This is a genomic window from Methylobacterium sp. FW102-HT35C08 (assembly GCF_058790235.1).
The window spans coordinates 726,445-741,571 of sequence record NZ_JBYTCL010000002.1 but is presented as its reverse complement, the minus strand read 5'-3'; the positions used below and the strand labels follow the sequence as shown (position 1 = coordinate 741,571).

Here is a 15,127-nt window from a genome sequence, read left to right as displayed (position 1 = left end):
GGCCCATGCTGCGGCGCTCCGGCGCCGTCACTGCAATCCGGCGATACGGCGAGGCTCATGGCGGACGACAACCGGCTCTCACGACGTAATCTTCTGGCCGCCGGGGGCGCCCTGGCCGGCGCCGCGATGGGAGGCTCCGCGCAGGCGGCCCCGCCGGCACCGTCCGTTCCGGCCGACACCGGCGCGGTCCAGGGCGGCCGGGTGATGTTCCCGAACTGGCGCGGCTCCGGGGATCGTCCCCCGGCGCCGACCCCGTCCCCACAAACACCGGGCCAGCGCGTTGGCTACTGCGTCATCGGCCTCGGGCGCCTCAGCCTCGACGAGATCCTGCCGGCCTTCGGGGAGACTAAGCGCTCGCGGCTGGCCGCGGTGATGTCGGGCTCGCCCGAGAAGGCGAAGCTCGTGGCGCGCCAGTACGGCCTGCCCGAGGATGCCGTCTACGGCTACGACGAGTGGGATCGGCTGAAGGCCAATCCGAACGTCCAGGCGGTCTACGTCGTCACGCCGAACGGCGTGCACCGGGACAACGTCGTGGCGGCCGCCGCCGCCGGCAAGCAGGTGCTCTGCGAGAAGCCGATGGCCGTGTCCTCGGACGAGTGCCGCGAGATGATCGCGGCCTGCGCCAAGGCGAGCGTCAAGCTGATGATCGCCTATCGCTGCCAGTACGAGCCGCACAACCGCGCGGTGATCAGGATCGCCCGCTCGGGCGAGTTCGGCCGACCCCGGACGATTCAGGCCTTCAACGGCCAGACCACCGGCCTGCCCGAGCAGTGGCGCCTCAAGAAGGCGCTGGCGGGCGGCGGCTCGCTGCCGGATATCGGGCTCTACTGCCTGAACACCACCCGCGCGGTGCTGGGCGAGGAGCCGGAGCTGATCCAGGCGCAGATCCACTCGCCGCCCGACGATCCGAAGTACCGCGAGGTCGAGGAGACGGTGAGCTTCACCATGCGCTTCCCGTCCGGGGTGATCGCGCAGTGCATGTCGAGCTACGGCGTCTACGAGGCGCGCTCGCTGACCCTGCACACCAGCAACGCGTCGGTCGATCTCCAGAACGCCTTCGCGTACGAGGGCCAGCGGCTCTACATCGGCCACCGCGACGGCAAGAACGCCGCCCGGGACGAGAAGGTCCTGAGCGCCAAGAACCAGTTCGCCCTGGAGATGGATCACTTCTCCCGGTGCATCCAAGAGAACCTGCGCCCGCGCACCCCCGGCGAGGAGGGCTTGCAGGACCAGGTGCTGATGGAGGCGATCTACGAGGCCGCGCGCACCGGCGCGCCCGTCAAGGTCGGCCCGCCCCAGGGTGCCGGCGCGGGCCTCGACGTGACTCGCGGGCCGGAGCCGGAGGAGCCGAGCTGAGGCGCCTCAGAACGGCAGCAGGATATCGACGATCTGCTGGCCGTAGCGCGGCTGTTGCACGTCGGTGATCTGGCCGCGGCCGCCATAGGCGATCCGGGCCTGGGCAATCTTGGTCGAATCGATGGTGTTGTCGGACTCGATGTCCTCCGGCCGGACGACGCCGGCGACCACCATCTCGCGGATCTCGAAATTCACCCGGATCTCCTGCTTGCCCTCCACCACGAGGTTGCCGTTGGGCAGGACCTGGGTGACGACCGCGGCCACGTTCGTCGTCACGGTCTCGGCGCGCTGGACCGAGCCGGCGCCGTCGTTGGCGGTCGCCGAGGTCGCGGCGAGCAGCGCCGTGCCGCCGACCCCGAAGGCCTTGCCGACGGCGTTGTTCTCGAGACCGAGGGCGTTCGGCAGGCCGAAGCTCTCGGTGTTGGCTCGCGACCGCTTGGTCTCGTTGCTGATGTTTGCTTGGTCGGTGACGTTGACCTTCACGGTCAGGAGGTCGCCGAGCCGGGCCGCGCGCTGATCCTTGAAGAAGGCGCGCGATCCGGTGCGCCAGAGCGAGTTCGGCGCGTAGGAGACCGGCTGGACGTCGGGCATCGGCATCCGCACGGGCTTGTAGCCGGGCTGGGTCGTCGGATCCTCGATCGCCGACAGGGCCGGGGTCGCGCCGACCTGCGAGAGGCGGTCGGCCGTGTTGCAGGCACCGAGCGCGCCGGCGATCAGCGCGGCGGCGAGCGGGTTCAGGACGATGCGGCTGGCCATCGGACGGTTACTCTTTGACGCGAACAAGATGGGTGCTCAGCGCAGGGAGGCGGTGGCCTGGACCTGCGCGGGGGCGCCCTGCTGGGCCGTGGGGCCCGGGCTCACCGAGACCCGGCCGGGCCCGATCACGGTGGTTTGGAGAACCTTCTTGGAGGTCACGTTCACGACGTTGACGACGGCACCCATGCGGCCGCTCTCGTTGGCGATGCCGCGCATCTGCAGGCTGATGCTCGGCGTCTCGTAGACGATCGTCACGTTCTCGCCCCGGGCGACCAGCTCGGGCGGCGCCGTATCGGACACCCGCAGCACCGTGCCGGCCGACAGCGCGTGCTGGGCGACCTCCCCGAGGATCGCGGAGGCGCTCGCCTGCGCGTCGGTGGCGACGGCGTCGCGCGGGCGCCGCTCCAGGGCGATGTCGCCGTCCCTGACCGCCTCGCCGCGGTTGAGCGCGCGGGCGAGCACGGCCACTTCGCGCATCTCGATGACCACGCCCGAGACCCGCAGCGAGGCCTGGCGCTCGCCCAGGCTGACGAGGCCTGCGACACGGCGGGAGCGCGGGTCGTAGCTCAGGTCGAGGGCGGCGGCCTGCCCTTCGAGGTCCACCGGCGCCAGCAGGGTCGGCCCGTCGCCGTCGAAGCGCACCGCGACGGTGCGCGGATCGAGCCCATAGCCGGTCTCCAGGCCGTGCTTGAGCGCCGCCTCGATCTCCGGCGGGCCGAGGCGGCGGGCGGCGCGCTGCACGGCGATCTGCAGCCGGCCTCCGGTCTCCAGACCGGTGACGCCGAGCGCCGTCGCCGCTTCGACGATGCGGCGGGTCTGGATTGTTCCGGTCGCGCCGAGCGCGGGGGAGCGGAACAGCGGGCGGGCGGCGAGGGTCGAGGGCGCGCCCTCGATCAGGTCGGCAAGGGTCAGGACGTCGCCGCGGGCGGTCACGTCCCCGCGCAGGCGCAGGCCGTCGGCCCGGGCCATGGCGGGGATCGCGAGCACGCCGAGCACCGCGACGGTCAGGACGGCGAGCACCGCGCGCAGGATGACGGCCGTGCCGAGGGGGACGACCCGCGGCCGGGGACGGCGGACGAGCGGGCTGAGGTCGCTCTCGTCGGACGCCGTGCTGACGAGGGGTAGGACGACGGTCTCGAGGGCGGGATCGGGGAGCATGCCGGCATACATGATCGGGGACCTGGAGCGGGTGCGGACTGCGCGCTTAGCTGCGGAACATCTGGGTGGTGGTGGAGAGCATCTGGTCGGCGGCGGTGACGACCTTGGAGTTCATCTCGTAGGCGCGCTGCGCGGCGATCAGCGACGAGATCTCCGTGACGGCGTTGACGTTCGCCTCCTCCAGGTAGCTCTGCTGGAGGTTGCCGAAGCCCTCGGCACCCGGCAGGCCGCTGATCGCCGGGCCGGAGGCCGCCGTCTCGATGAACAGGTTGTCGCCGATCGACTCGAGGCCGACCTTGTTCACGAAGCGCGAGAGCTGGAACTGGCCCAGCGCCTGCGGCGCCGTCTGTCCCGGCAGCGTCGCCTGCACGGCGCCGGTGGCGCTGATCGTCACCGAGGTCGCGGTCTGCGGCACGGTGATCGCCGGATCGAGCAGGTAGCCGTCGCGGGTGACGAGCTGGCCCTGGGCCGAGAGGTCGAAGGAGCCGTCCCGCGTGTAGGCGGTCCGGCCGTCCGGCATGGTGACCCGGAAGAAGCCCTCGCCGCGGATCGCGACGTCGTAGTCCTTCTCGGTGGAGGAGAGCGTGCCCTGCGACATCACCCGGGCGGTGGAGGTGGTCTTCACGCCCGAGCCGAGGGCGAGGCCCGCGGGGAGCTGCGTGTTCTGCTCGGAGGTCGAGGAGCCCGCCCGGCGCAGGTTCTGATAGAGCAGATCCTGGAAGTGCACCTGCTGGCGCTTGTAGCCGGTGGTGCGCAGGTTCGCGATGTTGTTCGAGATGACCTGGACGTTGAGTTCCTGGGCCGCCATGCCGGTGGCGGCGGAGTAGAGGGCGCGCATCGGTCAGGCCCCCTTACGCGACGTCGGCGAGGCGGCGGATCGCCGTGCCCCGCAGATCGTCGAGGCGGGAGATCATGCTCGACACCATGGCGTAGGAGCGGTTCACGTCCATCAGCCGGGTCATCTCGATGACCGGGCGGACGTTCGAGCGCTCCAGCGCGGCCGGCTCCAGGCGGCCGTCGATCCCGGCCGGGCGTGCCGGATCCGGCGAGGCGTAGAGATTGGCGCCCTCGTTGGTGAGCCGCTGCGGGTTGGCGAAGGTGACGAGCTTGATCTTCCCGCGGATGCCGAGATTGGTCGAGACCGTGCCGTCGGGACCAATCGCCAGCCCGGTCTCCTGCGGGTTGATGGTGATCGGGCCGCCGTCCCCCACGACCTTGTTGCCGTCGCTGGTCACGAGCGTGCCCTGGGCGTCCAGCTCGAACGCGCCGTTGCGGGTGTAGCGCTCGCCCTGGGGCGACTGCACGGCGATGAAGGCGGAGCCCTTGACGGCGACGTTAAGCGGGTTGCCGGTCTGCTCGACCGGCCCCTGCCCAAGGTCGAGTGCGGTGCCCTGGTCGATGACGTAGGAGAGGCGCCGGTCCGGCCGGGCGAACGAATCCGCGCTCGCCACCGGCATCAGGTATTCCTGGAAGCGGCTGTTGCGGGCCTTGAAGCCGGTGGTCGACACGTTCGCCATGTTGTTGGCGATCACGTCCAGCTCGCGCTGGAGCGCCATCTGGCTCGATACGCCGACGAAGAGGGCATTCTGCATCGTGGACTCTGGGACTCGTGCGCCGCGGTGGCGGCAACGATCCCTTCAGCATGCGCTGTGCCAAGAGGTCGTGTGGCAATTTGCTGAGTTTTCGGAAAGACTTATCCGGAAATCCGCCGGTCGGTCCGGCCGGTCCGGACTGTGCCACGGCAAACCTGACTCGGCAGGAATTGCCCGCTTAACGGCGCGTTAACCGTGATGCTCCGATATCCGGATGTACCCGGCGCGGGGACATCCGCGAGAGAGCATTATTCCATGGCCAAGAAGCCCAAGAAGGCCTCCGCCGGGGAAGGCGAGGCCGGAGCCGAAGCCGCCCCGAAGAGCAAGAAGAAGCTCATGATCATGGTGGCCGTCGCCGTCCTGGTGGTGGCGGGCGGCGGTGCGGGCGCCTTCATGATGATGGGCAAGGGCGGGGACCACGGTGAGGGCAAGGAGGCCGCGGAAGGCGGTCACGGCAGCGGTCACGGCGCCGGGCCGGAGGGCAAGAGGCAGGTCGTCTTCGTCGACGTGCGCGAGATGCTCCTGAACCTCAGCCCCGACATGCCTCAGGACAAGACGAAATACGCCAAAGTGCGGCTCTCCCTCGAGCTCAAGGACGCAAAGGTCGAGGAGGAGGTGAAGCCGCTGATGCCGCGCGTCGAGGACGCGCTGCAGATCTACATGCGCGAGCTGCGCGCCAGCGATCTCACCGGCTCGGTGGGCCTGTTCCGGCTGCGCGAGGAGCTGCTGCGCCGCGTCAACATCGCGCTCTATCCCGCCAAGGTCGAGGCCGTGCTGCTCAAGGACGTGATCGTCCAGTGATCCGGCCCGAGACCCTTTCACGCCACGCGAAGGCCGCGCGCCAAGGCTTGATCGAGCACGCCTGATGGAACCCGAGGACGAACTTCCCGAGGACGATTGGTCGGCGGCCCTCCTGGAGCAGGGCGTTGAGGGCGGCGACACGTCGCTCGCCGAGGAATGGGGCGCGGCCCTCGCCGAGCAGGGCACCACGCGCAACGCGGGCGACGTCGCCGCCGAATGGGCGACGATGATCGAGGACGGGGAGAGCGACAACCTCCCCGAACTCGCCGGCAACGACCGGGTGCTCAACCAGGACGAGATCGACGGCGTCCTCGGCTTCTCCATGCGCGAGCTCTCGGCCTCCGGGGCCGGGGGCGTGCAGGCCATCGTCGATTCGGGCGTCGTCCAGTACGAACGCCTCCCGATGCTGGAGATCGTCTTCGACCGGATGATCCGGTTGCTGTCGACCTCCCTGCGTAACCTGTTCCAGGACAACGTCGAGGTGACCCTCGACAACATCACCTCGGTCCGCTTCGGCGACTATCTCAACGCGATCCCGCTGCCGACGCTGCTGGGCGTATTCCGCGCCGAGCAGTGGGAGAATTCGGGCCTCGTCACGGTCGATTCCAACCTCGCCTACGCGACCTTCGACCTGCTGCTCGGCGGCAAGCGCGGCGGCCTGTCGAGCCGCCTCGACGGCCGTCCGTTCACCGCCATCGAGATGACCCTGGTGCGCCGCCTCGTGGAGATCGTGCTGGGCGACCTGGAGCTGTCGTTCCAGCCGCTCTCGCCCGTGAGCTTCGGCATCGACCGGATCGAGACCAATCCGCGCTTCGCCACCATCACGCGGCCGGGCAACGCCGCGATCCTGATCAGCCTGCGCCTCGACGTCGACGGGCGCGGCGGCATGCTGCAGATCCTGTTTCCCTACGCGACCATCGAGCCGATCCGCGAGCTGCTCACCCAGAGCTTCATGGGCGAGAAGCTCGGCCGCGACCACATCTGGGAAGGCCATCTCGCCACCGAGATCTGGCAGGCCGACGTGGCCATGGAGGCGGTGCTGCACGAGATGATGCTGCCGTTGAAGCAGGTCATGAGCCTCAAGGTCGGCGAGACGCTGATGTTCGACGCCAAGCCGTCGGACCTCATCACCGTGCGCTGCGGCGACTGGGCGCTGACGCAGGGGCGGATCGGCCGGGTCGACGGCCACATCGCCGTCCAGGTCACCCGGCCGCTGCGCCGGTCGCGCACGACCATCCAGGCCTACGAGGCCTCGATGAACAACCGGTCGGACAATTAGGGGTGAGAGTCCCGGCATGAGTCTCTTCGTCACCCTCGCCGCCGACATCCTGGTCGCGGTCCTTCTCGCGGCGACGATCGTCACCTCCCTGCGGCTGTCGCGCCGGATCGGCCAGATGAAGGGCGACGAGGCCGCGCTCCGCCAGACCATCGGCGACCTGATGGTTGCGACCGGGACGGCCGAGCGCGCCATCGCGGGTCTGCGCGCGGCCATCGACGATGCCGACCGCACCCTCAATGCCAGCCTGGATGCCGCGACCGCCCGATCCGCCGAGCTGAAGCTGCAGGTTGAGGCGGGCGAGACGGTGGTGACGCGCATCGGCGCCATCGTCGCGCAGATGCGCGCGGTGCCGGCCCGGCCGGAGCCGGCGCTTGGTCCGCAGGTCGTGGCCGAGCCCGAGCTTCAGCCCCTGCGCCGACCGGAGCCGTCGAGCCCGAACGGGGAGCGCCTCGGGGCCGCCGCCGCGGCGGCACTCGCCATGAGCGAGCGCGCCCTCGCCCGCGTCCGGGCGCGCGCCGCGTGACCGGGGTCAAGGCCCCGAAGGTCCCGCCGCCGAAGCCGGATCCCGAGGCGAAGCTGCGCCGCGCCGGCGAGGCGCTGCGCCGCTTGCCCCCCAAGCCGGCGCAGCCGGCGCGGCCGGCGCGGCTGCGCCTCATCAACGCCGTCGCCCTCGCGGCGAGCGGGCTCCTCGTGCTCAAACTCCTCAGCCTGCTGCAGGCCGGCCTGCCGGAGAGCGCCGCGCTGCCGGACTACAGCCGCGCGGTCGCCCGGGCCCGGACCGGCTACGAGCCGCCCGACCCGGTCACCACCGGATCGGTGGGCGCCAAGGAGGAGCCGGCCGCCGCGGCCGAGAAGGCTCCGGTCACGGCCCCGCCGCAGCCTGCGGCCCCAGCCTCGGTCTCGCCGACCGAGCGCGCGCTGCTGGAGAAGCTCGGCGCTCGGCGCGATGCCCTGCGCCAGAAGAACGACGAGCTTGAGCTGCGCGAGAAGATGCTGGGCGAGGCCGAGCGGAAGCTCGAGACCGGGCTCGGCGATCTCAAGAAGGCCGAGGACAAGGTCGATTCCGTCGCCAAGGCGAAGGAGGAGGCCGAAAAGCAGGGGCTCAAGAACATCGTGACGATGTACGAGGCGATGAAGCCCAAGGATGCCGCCCGGGTGTTCGACCGGCTGGGCCACGACGTCCTGGTGCCGATCGTGCTGGCCATGAATCCGCGCAAGATGGCCGAGGTTCTGGCGGTGATGCAGCCCGAGACCGCCGAGCGCCTGACCGTGGCGCTCGCCAACCGCGCCCGCGGCGCCGGCGGCCCGCAGGCGCTGGCCGGCTCAGGCTTGCCGGCGAACGAGCTGCCGGCGATCGATCCGGGACCGCCGGCGCACTAGACCCTCGGAGCGCATCGATTGGCTATGGTGCGCTCCGGCCCATCCGTCGTAGGGTCCAGGGCCACCGAGATGGCGGCCGCGCCACACGCGCGGCACGATGGGAGCACCTGGATGTCCGATCTCGCGACCCTGCGCGGCCTGTCAGGCCTCAGCCCCGAGCCGGCCGGGCTCAAGGGCTCGGCGCTCGTCATGATCGACCTGCAGCAGACGTATCGCGAAGGCGTCATGCGCCTCGAGGGCGTCGAATCCGCGATCCGTGAGGCGGCGGACCTGCTCCGGCGGGCGCGCGAGGCCGGCATCCCGATCCTCCATGTCCGCCACGATGCCGGGCCGGGCTCGCCCTACGACGTCACGGCCCCGATCGGCCAGATCAGCCCGGAAGTGGCGCCGCAGGGCGACGAGCCGGTGATCACCAAGGCCTATCCGAGTTCGTTCGTGGGGACCGACCTTCAGGCGCGGCTGGAGAAGGCCGGCGTGAAGGACGTCGTGCTCGCGGGCTTCATGACGCATATGTGCGTCAACTCGACGGCGCGCAGCGCCTTCAATCTCGGGTTCCGCCCGACCGTCGTGGCCGCCGCCACGGCGACGCGCGATCTGCCGGCGCCGGACGGCAGCGTGGTGCCCGCCGCGCAGCTTCAGGCCGCGAGCCTCGCCGCGCTCGGCGACCTGTTCGCCGTAGTGGCGCGCAAGCAGGCCGACCTCCCGGATTGAGGCGGCGCCTGAAAAGGAAGTCCGAGCGCGAGAATCAGGGATCTCCCGGCGGGAAGGGCTGAGTTCCCCGTCATCTCGGGGCCGCGCAGCGGAGCTCGGCATTAAGACACGCGGACCTGCCAGAACCTTGCATGGATGGCGGTTCTGGATTGCGGGCACGCCTTCGGCGCCCCGGAATGACGGTGACGCACGGGCTGTGAGGCGCCGGGAGCGGCCAGGAGACGTCGGTCCCGACGTCCCGCCGCGTCCCTTACTCAAGACTCAGTTCGCTCGCCCGATCGTGGCGATGACCTCCGGCAGGCTCGGCCGCCGCGCTGGATCGGCCTGCGTGCAGGCCCGTGCCAGACTCCGCAGGCTCTCCGGGGGGGCGGTGCAGTGGTCGAGCAACTCACCCAGCAGGATGCCGACGGCCCGCACCTCGACCCGCATCAGCGCCGAACCGGTCTCACCCGGCGGCAGGGCCGAGGCCGCCCCGAAATCGGTGAGCACGGCCGCACCGGTCGCGGCATCCCAGAGGATGTTGTGGGCGTAGACGTCGCCGTGGAGCAGGCCGCGGCCATGAAGGTGCGCCACCGCCTCCGCCACCGAGCGGGCGATGCGCAGGACCTGCGCCGGGTCGAGGCGCAAGCTCGGCGGGTAGACGTCGCGGCTGCAACTCGCGAGGTTCGGCGGACCCGCGAGCACGCGCCAGTGCTGGGGCAGGAGCCGCAGGAGCAGCCCTTGCGCGCCGTTCGGATGTCCCGCGATCCGGCCGAGGGCGCCGGTCAGCGCCGGATGCGTGCCGGCAGCGAGGCAGGCCTCCATCTCGCGCTCGGGCAGCCCGTCGCTGGTCATCGCGCCCTTGAACAGCTTGAGCGCCACGTCCCGCGCGCCGGCGGGGCTCGTCCACACGGCCCGATAAACCTGGCCCGAGGCGCCCTCCCCGAGCAGGTCGCCGACCGTCAGGTCGACCCATGGGACGCGCGTCGCCCCGGCGGGCTCCGTCTCCGGCTCCGCGGGATTGCCCGCATAGGCGATCCAGGCGAGGCGCGGCAGCCGCGCCAGCCAAGCGGGAAGCGCGTCGAACCGGTTGCACGACAGGCGGATCAGCTCGAGGTGGTCCGCCGCCGACAGGCTGTCGGGCAGCGCGGCGATCCGGTTTCCGGCGAGCATCAGCTTCTGCAGCAGCGGCCGTTCACCGAGGGTGTCGGGCAGGTGCTCGATCTGGTTGTCGGTCAGGGTCAGCCAGCGCAGGTCGCGCGGCAGCGAGTCCGGCGGAACCTCGCGGATGCCGCAGCCCCGGAACCCGAGCTGGCTCAGCGTCGGGCACCCGCCCAAAACCGGTGGCAGGCGGGGGAAGGGGTTGCCGGAGCCGAACAGCACCCGCAGGCGCCGCAGGCGCCCGAGATCGTCCGGCAGGTCGGAGAGGCTGCCCCGGCCGAGATCCAGCACCTCGAGCGTGTCGCCGAGATCCAGCACCTCCCGGGGGAGTTCGGCGAGCCCGTCGGGCAGCCGCAGCTCACGGGCGCCGCCGAGATCGCCGCGCCGAAGCGCGGCGAGCGTTTCGGTCCGGTCCAAGCGTCAGCCCCGCTTGAAGAAGGCGTCGGCCGCGCCCTGCGCCGCCTGCTTGGCCGCCCGCGCCGCCTCGATCCGGGCGATCTCGGCCCGCAGGAGCGCGACCCGCTCGTCGAGGTCCGAGAGCGAGAGCGTGTCCAGCGGCTGTCCGACCTCGTGGGTGACGGCCTTGCGCGGCCGGTCGTCATCGTCCCGCATCGTGCGCACTCCCTAGAGGAACGGTCGTCCGGCGCCGTCCCAGGTCAGGCCGAGATGGGCCGCCACCGTGGCACCGATATCCGCGAAAGTGTCCCGCCGCCCGACCGCGCGTCCGGCGATTCCGGGACCGAAGGCCAGGACCGGCACCTGCTCGCGGGTGTGGTCGGTGCCCGCCCAGGTCGGGTCGTTGCCGTGGTCGGCAGTGATCAACGCGAGATCGCCGGGCCCGAGCGCCGCCAGAATGTCGGGGACCCGGGCATCGAAGGCTTCCAGCTCCGCCGCGTAGCCCGGCACGTCGCGGCGGTGGCCGTGTTCCGTGTCGAAATCCACGAGGTTCACGAAGACGAGGCCGCCGTCCGGCAGGTCCTTGAGCGCGTCGAGCCCGGCCGTGAGGCAGGCGGCGTTCGGACCCGGCTTGATCTCGCGGCCCGTGGCGCGGTGGGCGAAGATGTCGCCGATCTTGCCGACGCTGACGACGGCGCGGCCCGCCGCCTCCGCCCGGTCGAGCAGGGTGCGGCCGGGCGGCGCCACGGCGAAATCCTTGCGGTTGCTCGTCCGGCGGAACCCCGCCTCCGCCGAGCCCACGAACGGCCGGGCGATGACCCGGCAGACCCGATAGGGATCGCAGAGCTGGCGGGCGGTGCGGCACAGCGCGTAGAGCCGCTCCAGCCCGAACGCCTCCTCGTGGGCGGCGATCTGGAACACGCTGTCGGCCGAGGTGTAGCAGATCGGCTTGCCGGTCCGCAGGTGCTCGGCCCCGAGCGCGTCGATGATCGCCACGCCCGGCGCGTGGCGATCGCCCAGGATGCCCGGCAGCTGCGCCTCCGCGACGAGCGCCTCGGTCAGCGCGTGGGGGAAGGCCGGCCGAGTATCGGGAAAATGGCCCCACGGCTCGGGCAACGGCAGGCCGGCGATCTCCCAATGGCCCGAGGGTGTGTCCTTGCCGGCGGCCGTCTCCACGGCGTGGCCGTAGGCGCCGCGCGGCGCGCCGTCCGGTGCCAGGCCGGGCGGGATCCGGCCCGACGCCCCGGCGGCCGCGAGCCCGAGACCGAGCGCGGCCAAATGCGGAAGCCGCAACGGGCCGGCGCGCAGCCCGGGCCGGTCGCCGCGTCCCGCCGCGCAGGCGTCCGCGATGTGCCCGAGCGTATCGGACCCGGCGTCGCCGTAGGTGTCGGCATCCGGGGCGCCGCCGATGCCGACGGAATCGAGGACGATGAGGAGCGCGCGCGCCACGGTCAGGCGGGCTCCAGCTCGGTGGGCGCGTCGCTGTCGAGGGCGAAGGCAGCCTTGAACAGGGCCTGCGTGTAGGCGGTCTGCGGGCTCGCGAAGATCGTCTCGGCGGGGCCCTCCTCGACCACCCGGCCGTTCTGCATCACCACCACGTAGTTCGCCAGCGCGCGGACCACCTTCAGGTCGTGGCTGATGAACAGGTAGGCGAGGCCGCGCTCGCGCTGGAGATCGCGCAGCAGGGTCACGATCTGGGCCTGGACCGAGCGGTCGAGGGCCGAGGTCGGCTCGTCGAGCACGACGAAGCGCGGATTGAGCACGATGGCCCGGGCGATGGCGATGCGCTGGCGCTGGCCGCCGGAGAATTCGTGCGGGTAGCGGTCCATGGCGGCCGGGTCGAGGCCGACATCGCTGAGGGCCTTCGACACCACGGCGCGGCGCTCGGCCCTGGAGCGCACGGCGCCCTGAACCACCAGCCCCTCGGCAACGATGTCGGCCACCGACATGCGCGGCGAGAGCGAGCCGTAGGGATCCTGGAAGACCACCTGCATGTCCCTCCGCAGCGGCCGCATCTGCGCCACGCCGTAACCGTCGATCGCCTTGCCGAGGAACACGATCGGGCCCTCCGAGCCCGTCAGGCGCAGCAGGGCAAGCCCGAGCGTCGTCTTGCCGGAGCCGGATTCGCCGACGACGCCCACCGTCTCGCCGGCCCGCACCCGCAGGGACACACCGTCCACCGCCTTGACGTGGCCGGTGACGCGCCGGAGCAGGCCGGTCTTCAGCGGGAACCAGACCTTGAGCGGCCCGGCCTCGACCAGCGAGGGGGCGTCGGACGGGACCGGGTTGGCCCGACCCTTCGGCTCGGAGGCGATCAGGCGCCTCGTGTATTCGTGCTGCGGGTTCGCGAAGACCGCCCTGGTGGCACCGGCCTCCACGATCTTGCCCTTCAGCATGACGCAGACCCGGTCGGCGATCCGCTCGACGATGCCGAGATCGTGGGTGATGAACAGCATCGCCATGCCGAGGCGCTTCTGCAGATCGGCCAGCAGCGCCAGGATCTGCGCCTGCACGGTGACGTCCAGCGCCGTGGTCGGCTCGTCGGCGACCAGAAGGTCCGGCTCGCAGGCCAGCGCCATGGCGATCATCACCCGCTGGCGCTGACCGCCCGAGAGCTCGTGCGGGTAGGCGCCCATGCGGCGCTCGGCGTCGCGCAGGCCCACGAGCTCCAGGAGTTCGAGGATCCGGCGCCTTGCCGCCTTGCCGCTGAGGCCGCGATGGAGGCTCAGCACCTCGCCGATCTGCCGCTCGATCGAGTGGAGCGGGTTGAGCGACGTCATCGGCTCTTGGAACACCATGGTGATGTCGGCACCGCGCACGTCGCGCATCGCGCGCTCCGGCAGGCCGGCGAGGTCGCGCCCCTTGAACAGGATCCGGCCGTCCTGGTGAGCCGCGCCGTCGAGGAGCCGCAGGATCGCCAGCGCGGTCACCGACTTGCCGGATCCCGACTCGCCGACCAGCGCGACGGTCTCGCCGCGGCGGATCGTGAAGGCGATGTTGTCAACCGCCCGTGTCTCGCCCGCGCGGGACCGAAAGGCGACGGACAAGCCCTCGACGGCGAGGAGCGGCTGGTTTTCGGCCTCTGACATGCATCCCTTATAGCGCGCGTGCGCCGCGGCCCTAGTCTCTGCGGCCGTAAGGATGATCCGCCCGCCCACGCGGATTCATGGGAGTTCGGCATGAGGGAAGGGGCCGAGGCATTCGCCGCACGGATCTGGGAGACGCTCGGGGGACCGCCCCGCGCCCTCGACAGCCTCGATATCACCGGCACCGGCACCCTGCCCTCGGCCTTCGCGGTCACCGAGCTGGCCGCCGGTTCGATCGGCGCAGCGGCGTTGGCGCTCGCGGAGATCGCGGGTGCGCGCGGACCGGTTCGCGTGGACCGAAGGCTCGCGGGGCTCTGGTTCGCGACTTCGTTGCGGCCGGAGGGCTGGACCGTGCCGGCGCCCTGGGATCCCGTCGCCGGCGACTACGCCACCCGGGACGGCTGGATCCGCCTCCACACCAACGCCCCGCACCACAGAACCGCGGCCGAGCGGGTGCTCGGGGTGCAGGCGGATCGCGCCGGCATGGCCCGGGCGGTGGCGGGTTGGGCCAAGACCGAGCTGGAGGCCGCGATCCTGGCCGAGGGCGGCTGCGCCGCCGAGATGCGCGGGCTTTCCGAGTGGGCGGCGCATCCGCAGGGGCGCGCGGTGACGGCCGAGGCGCTCGTGGCCTGCGCGCCGGCCAGCGACCGGACGGAATCGCGCTGGGTGCCGCGTCCTGAGCGGCCGCTCGCAGGCCTGCGGGTGCTCGATCTGACGCGGGTGCTCGCCGGGCCGGTGGCGACGCGCTTCCTCGCGGGCTTCGGGGCGGACGTGCTGCGGATCGACCCGCCCGACTGGAACGAGGCCGCCCTCGAGCCGGAGGTGACGCTGGGCAAGGCCTGCGCCCGTCTAGACCTGCGCCGGGATCCGGACCGCGCGATCTTCGAGGCGCTGATGGCCGAGGCGGACGTGCTCGTCCACGGCTACCGGCCCGGCGCCCTGGACGGGCTCGGCTACGGCGCAAAGGTGCGGCGGGCACTGGCGCCCGGCCTCGTCGAGGTTTGCCTCGACGCCTATGGCTGGACCGGCCCCTGGGCCGGACGGCGCGGCTTCGACAGCCTCGTTCAGATGAGCTGCGGCATCGCGCAGGCCGGGCAGGACTGGCGGAAAGCCGGAATACCGGTGCCCCTGCCCGTCCAGGCTTTGGACCACGCGACCGGCTACATGATGGCGGCCGCGGTCTTGCGGCTGCTGGCGCGTCGGCTCTCGGACGGGACCGGCGGCCAAGCCCGGCTCTCGCTCGCCCGGACGGCAGCACTTCTGGTCGCGTCGGGGCCGGGAGCGCCCGATCAGCCTGCCGTCACCGAGGCGGTGGATGACCTTGCCCCGGAGGCCGAGGCGACGGCGTGGGGGCCGGCGCGGCGCCTGTTGCCGCCCGCGACCGTGCCGGGCGCCCCAATGCGCTGGGACCGGGCGGCGCGCCGGCTCGGCGACGACGCCCCGGCCTGGGCGGCGGACCGGATGGATTGATC

15 protein-coding genes are annotated in these 15,127 nt (G+C 71.7%); 7 read left to right on the top strand and 8 right to left on the bottom strand.

Annotated features, from left to right (window positions below; translation table 11 throughout):
• Positions 1–57 precede the first annotated feature (57 nt).
• Entirely contained in the window at positions 58–1,356 is a 1,299-nt protein-coding gene (locus AC3WSN_RS03685) for a Gfo/Idh/MocA family protein (protein ID WP_492536373.1), read from the top strand.
• 6 nt (positions 1,357–1,362) lie between these two features.
• On the opposite strand, the gene flgH is transcribed toward AC3WSN_RS03685, so the two are convergent.
• Genes flgH through flgF form a run of 4 tightly spaced genes read right to left on the bottom strand, consistent with a single transcriptional unit; the run spans position 1,363 to position 4,862 of the window.
• Positions 1,363–2,112 carry a flagellar basal body L-ring protein FlgH gene (flgH, locus tag AC3WSN_RS03680; RefSeq protein ID WP_192708726.1) on the bottom strand — a complete coding sequence of 250 codons (750 nt, stop codon included), beginning with the start codon at positions 2,110–2,112 and terminating at the stop codon, positions 1,363–1,365.
• A gap of 36 nt (positions 2,113–2,148) precedes the next feature.
• Complete coding sequence (flgA, locus tag AC3WSN_RS03675; protein WP_192708725.1) at positions 2,149–3,282, bottom strand: flagellar basal body P-ring formation chaperone FlgA; 1,134 nt, start codon at positions 3,280–3,282, stop codon at positions 2,149–2,151.
• Between the two features lie 34 nt (positions 3,283–3,316).
• A complete protein-coding gene (gene flgG, locus AC3WSN_RS03670; protein WP_192708724.1) occupies positions 3,317–4,108 on the bottom strand; it encodes a flagellar basal-body rod protein FlgG in 792 nt (263 codons plus the stop codon).
• Positions 4,109–4,121: 13 nt separating this feature from the next.
• Complete coding sequence (flgF, locus tag AC3WSN_RS03665; protein ID WP_192708723.1) at positions 4,122–4,862, bottom strand: flagellar basal-body rod protein FlgF; 741 nt, start codon at positions 4,860–4,862, stop codon at positions 4,122–4,124.
• Positions 4,863–5,117: 255 nt separating this feature from the next.
• Here flgF and fliL point away from each other — a divergent pair, with 255 nt between their 5' ends.
• The 5 genes from fliL to AC3WSN_RS03640 all read left to right on the top strand — a co-directional run bounded on the left by fliL (position 5,118) and on the right by AC3WSN_RS03640 (position 9,033).
• Positions 5,118–5,663: a flagellar basal body-associated protein FliL gene (fliL, locus tag AC3WSN_RS03660; protein ID WP_492536370.1), complete on the top strand. Its 546-nt coding sequence runs from the start codon at positions 5,118–5,120 to the stop codon at positions 5,661–5,663.
• Between the two features lie 61 nt (positions 5,664–5,724).
• The gene (gene fliM / locus AC3WSN_RS03655) at positions 5,725–6,942 is read left to right on the top strand and encodes a flagellar motor switch protein FliM (protein WP_492543000.1); all 1,218 of its coding nucleotides are present in this window, start codon (positions 5,725–5,727) and stop codon (positions 6,940–6,942) included.
• 16 nt (positions 6,943–6,958) lie between these two features.
• Complete coding sequence (locus AC3WSN_RS03650) at positions 6,959–7,465, top strand: DUF6468 domain-containing protein (protein ID WP_492536368.1); 507 nt, start codon at positions 6,959–6,961, stop codon at positions 7,463–7,465.
• Complete coding sequence (locus tag AC3WSN_RS03645) at positions 7,462–8,322, top strand: MotE family protein (RefSeq protein WP_492536366.1); 861 nt, start codon at positions 7,462–7,464, stop codon at positions 8,320–8,322. The genes AC3WSN_RS03650 and AC3WSN_RS03645 overlap by 4 nt, the downstream gene beginning before the upstream one ends.
• A gap of 111 nt (positions 8,323–8,433) precedes the next feature.
• Positions 8,434–9,033 (top strand): cysteine hydrolase family protein, encoded by a 600-nt coding sequence (locus AC3WSN_RS03640; protein ID WP_492536364.1) that lies wholly within the window; start codon positions 8,434–8,436, stop codon positions 9,031–9,033.
• Positions 9,034–9,294: 261 nt separating this feature from the next.
• Here AC3WSN_RS03640 and AC3WSN_RS03635 read toward each other — a convergent pair whose 3' ends face one another.
• The 4 genes from AC3WSN_RS03635 to AC3WSN_RS03620 are packed head-to-tail and all read right to left on the bottom strand — an operon-like array spanning position 9,295 to position 13,658.
• Positions 9,295–10,590, bottom strand: a complete 1,296-nt coding sequence (locus AC3WSN_RS03635) for a leucine-rich repeat-containing protein kinase family protein (protein ID WP_492536362.1) — start codon at positions 10,588–10,590, stop codon at positions 9,295–9,297.
• A gap of 3 nt (positions 10,591–10,593) precedes the next feature.
• Positions 10,594–10,785 (bottom strand): DUF1192 domain-containing protein, encoded by a 192-nt coding sequence (locus AC3WSN_RS03630; RefSeq protein WP_192708718.1) that lies wholly within the window; start codon positions 10,783–10,785, stop codon positions 10,594–10,596.
• Between the two features lie 12 nt (positions 10,786–10,797).
• Positions 10,798–12,018, bottom strand: a complete 1,221-nt coding sequence (locus AC3WSN_RS03625) for a phosphopentomutase (protein WP_492536360.1) — start codon at positions 12,016–12,018, stop codon at positions 10,798–10,800.
• Positions 12,019–12,020: 2 nt separating this feature from the next.
• A complete protein-coding gene (locus tag AC3WSN_RS03620) occupies positions 12,021–13,658 on the bottom strand; it encodes an ABC transporter ATP-binding protein (RefSeq protein ID WP_492536358.1) in 1,638 nt (545 codons plus the stop codon).
• A gap of 90 nt (positions 13,659–13,748) precedes the next feature.
• Between AC3WSN_RS03620 and AC3WSN_RS03615 the strand changes: the two genes are divergently transcribed.
• Positions 13,749–15,125 (top strand): CoA transferase, encoded by a 1,377-nt coding sequence (locus AC3WSN_RS03615; RefSeq protein WP_492536356.1) that lies wholly within the window; start codon positions 13,749–13,751, stop codon positions 15,123–15,125.
• The last annotated feature ends 2 nt before the right edge of the window (positions 15,126–15,127 follow it).

Coding starts and splice junctions, on each gene's coding strand:
- fliL (WP_492536370.1), top strand. CDS start 5,118: ATGGCCAAGAAGCCCAAGAAGGCCTCCGCCGGGGAAGGCGAGGCCGGA.
- AC3WSN_RS03650 (WP_492536368.1), top strand. CDS start 6,959: ATGAGTCTCTTCGTCACCCTCGCCGCCGACATCCTGGTCGCGGTCCTT.
- flgG (WP_192708724.1), bottom strand. CDS start 4,108: ATGCGCGCCCTCTACTCCGCCGCCACCGGCATGGCGGCCCAGGAACTC.
- flgA (WP_192708725.1), bottom strand. CDS start 3,282: ATGTATGCCGGCATGCTCCCCGATCCCGCCCTCGAGACCGTCGTCCTA.
- AC3WSN_RS03640 (WP_492536364.1), top strand. CDS start 8,434: ATGTCCGATCTCGCGACCCTGCGCGGCCTGTCAGGCCTCAGCCCCGAG.
- flgF (WP_192708723.1), bottom strand. CDS start 4,862: ATGCAGAATGCCCTCTTCGTCGGCGTATCGAGCCAGATGGCGCTCCAG.
- AC3WSN_RS03630 (WP_192708718.1), bottom strand. CDS start 10,785: ATGCGGGACGATGACGACCGGCCGCGCAAGGCCGTCACCCACGAGGTC.
- AC3WSN_RS03620 (WP_492536358.1), bottom strand. CDS start 13,658: ATGTCAGAGGCCGAAAACCAGCCGCTCCTCGCCGTCGAGGGCTTGTCC.
- AC3WSN_RS03685 (WP_492536373.1), top strand. CDS start 58: ATGGCGGACGACAACCGGCTCTCACGACGTAATCTTCTGGCCGCCGGG.
- flgH (WP_192708726.1), bottom strand. CDS start 2,112: ATGGCCAGCCGCATCGTCCTGAACCCGCTCGCCGCCGCGCTGATCGCC.
- AC3WSN_RS03615 (WP_492536356.1), top strand. CDS start 13,749: ATGAGGGAAGGGGCCGAGGCATTCGCCGCACGGATCTGGGAGACGCTC.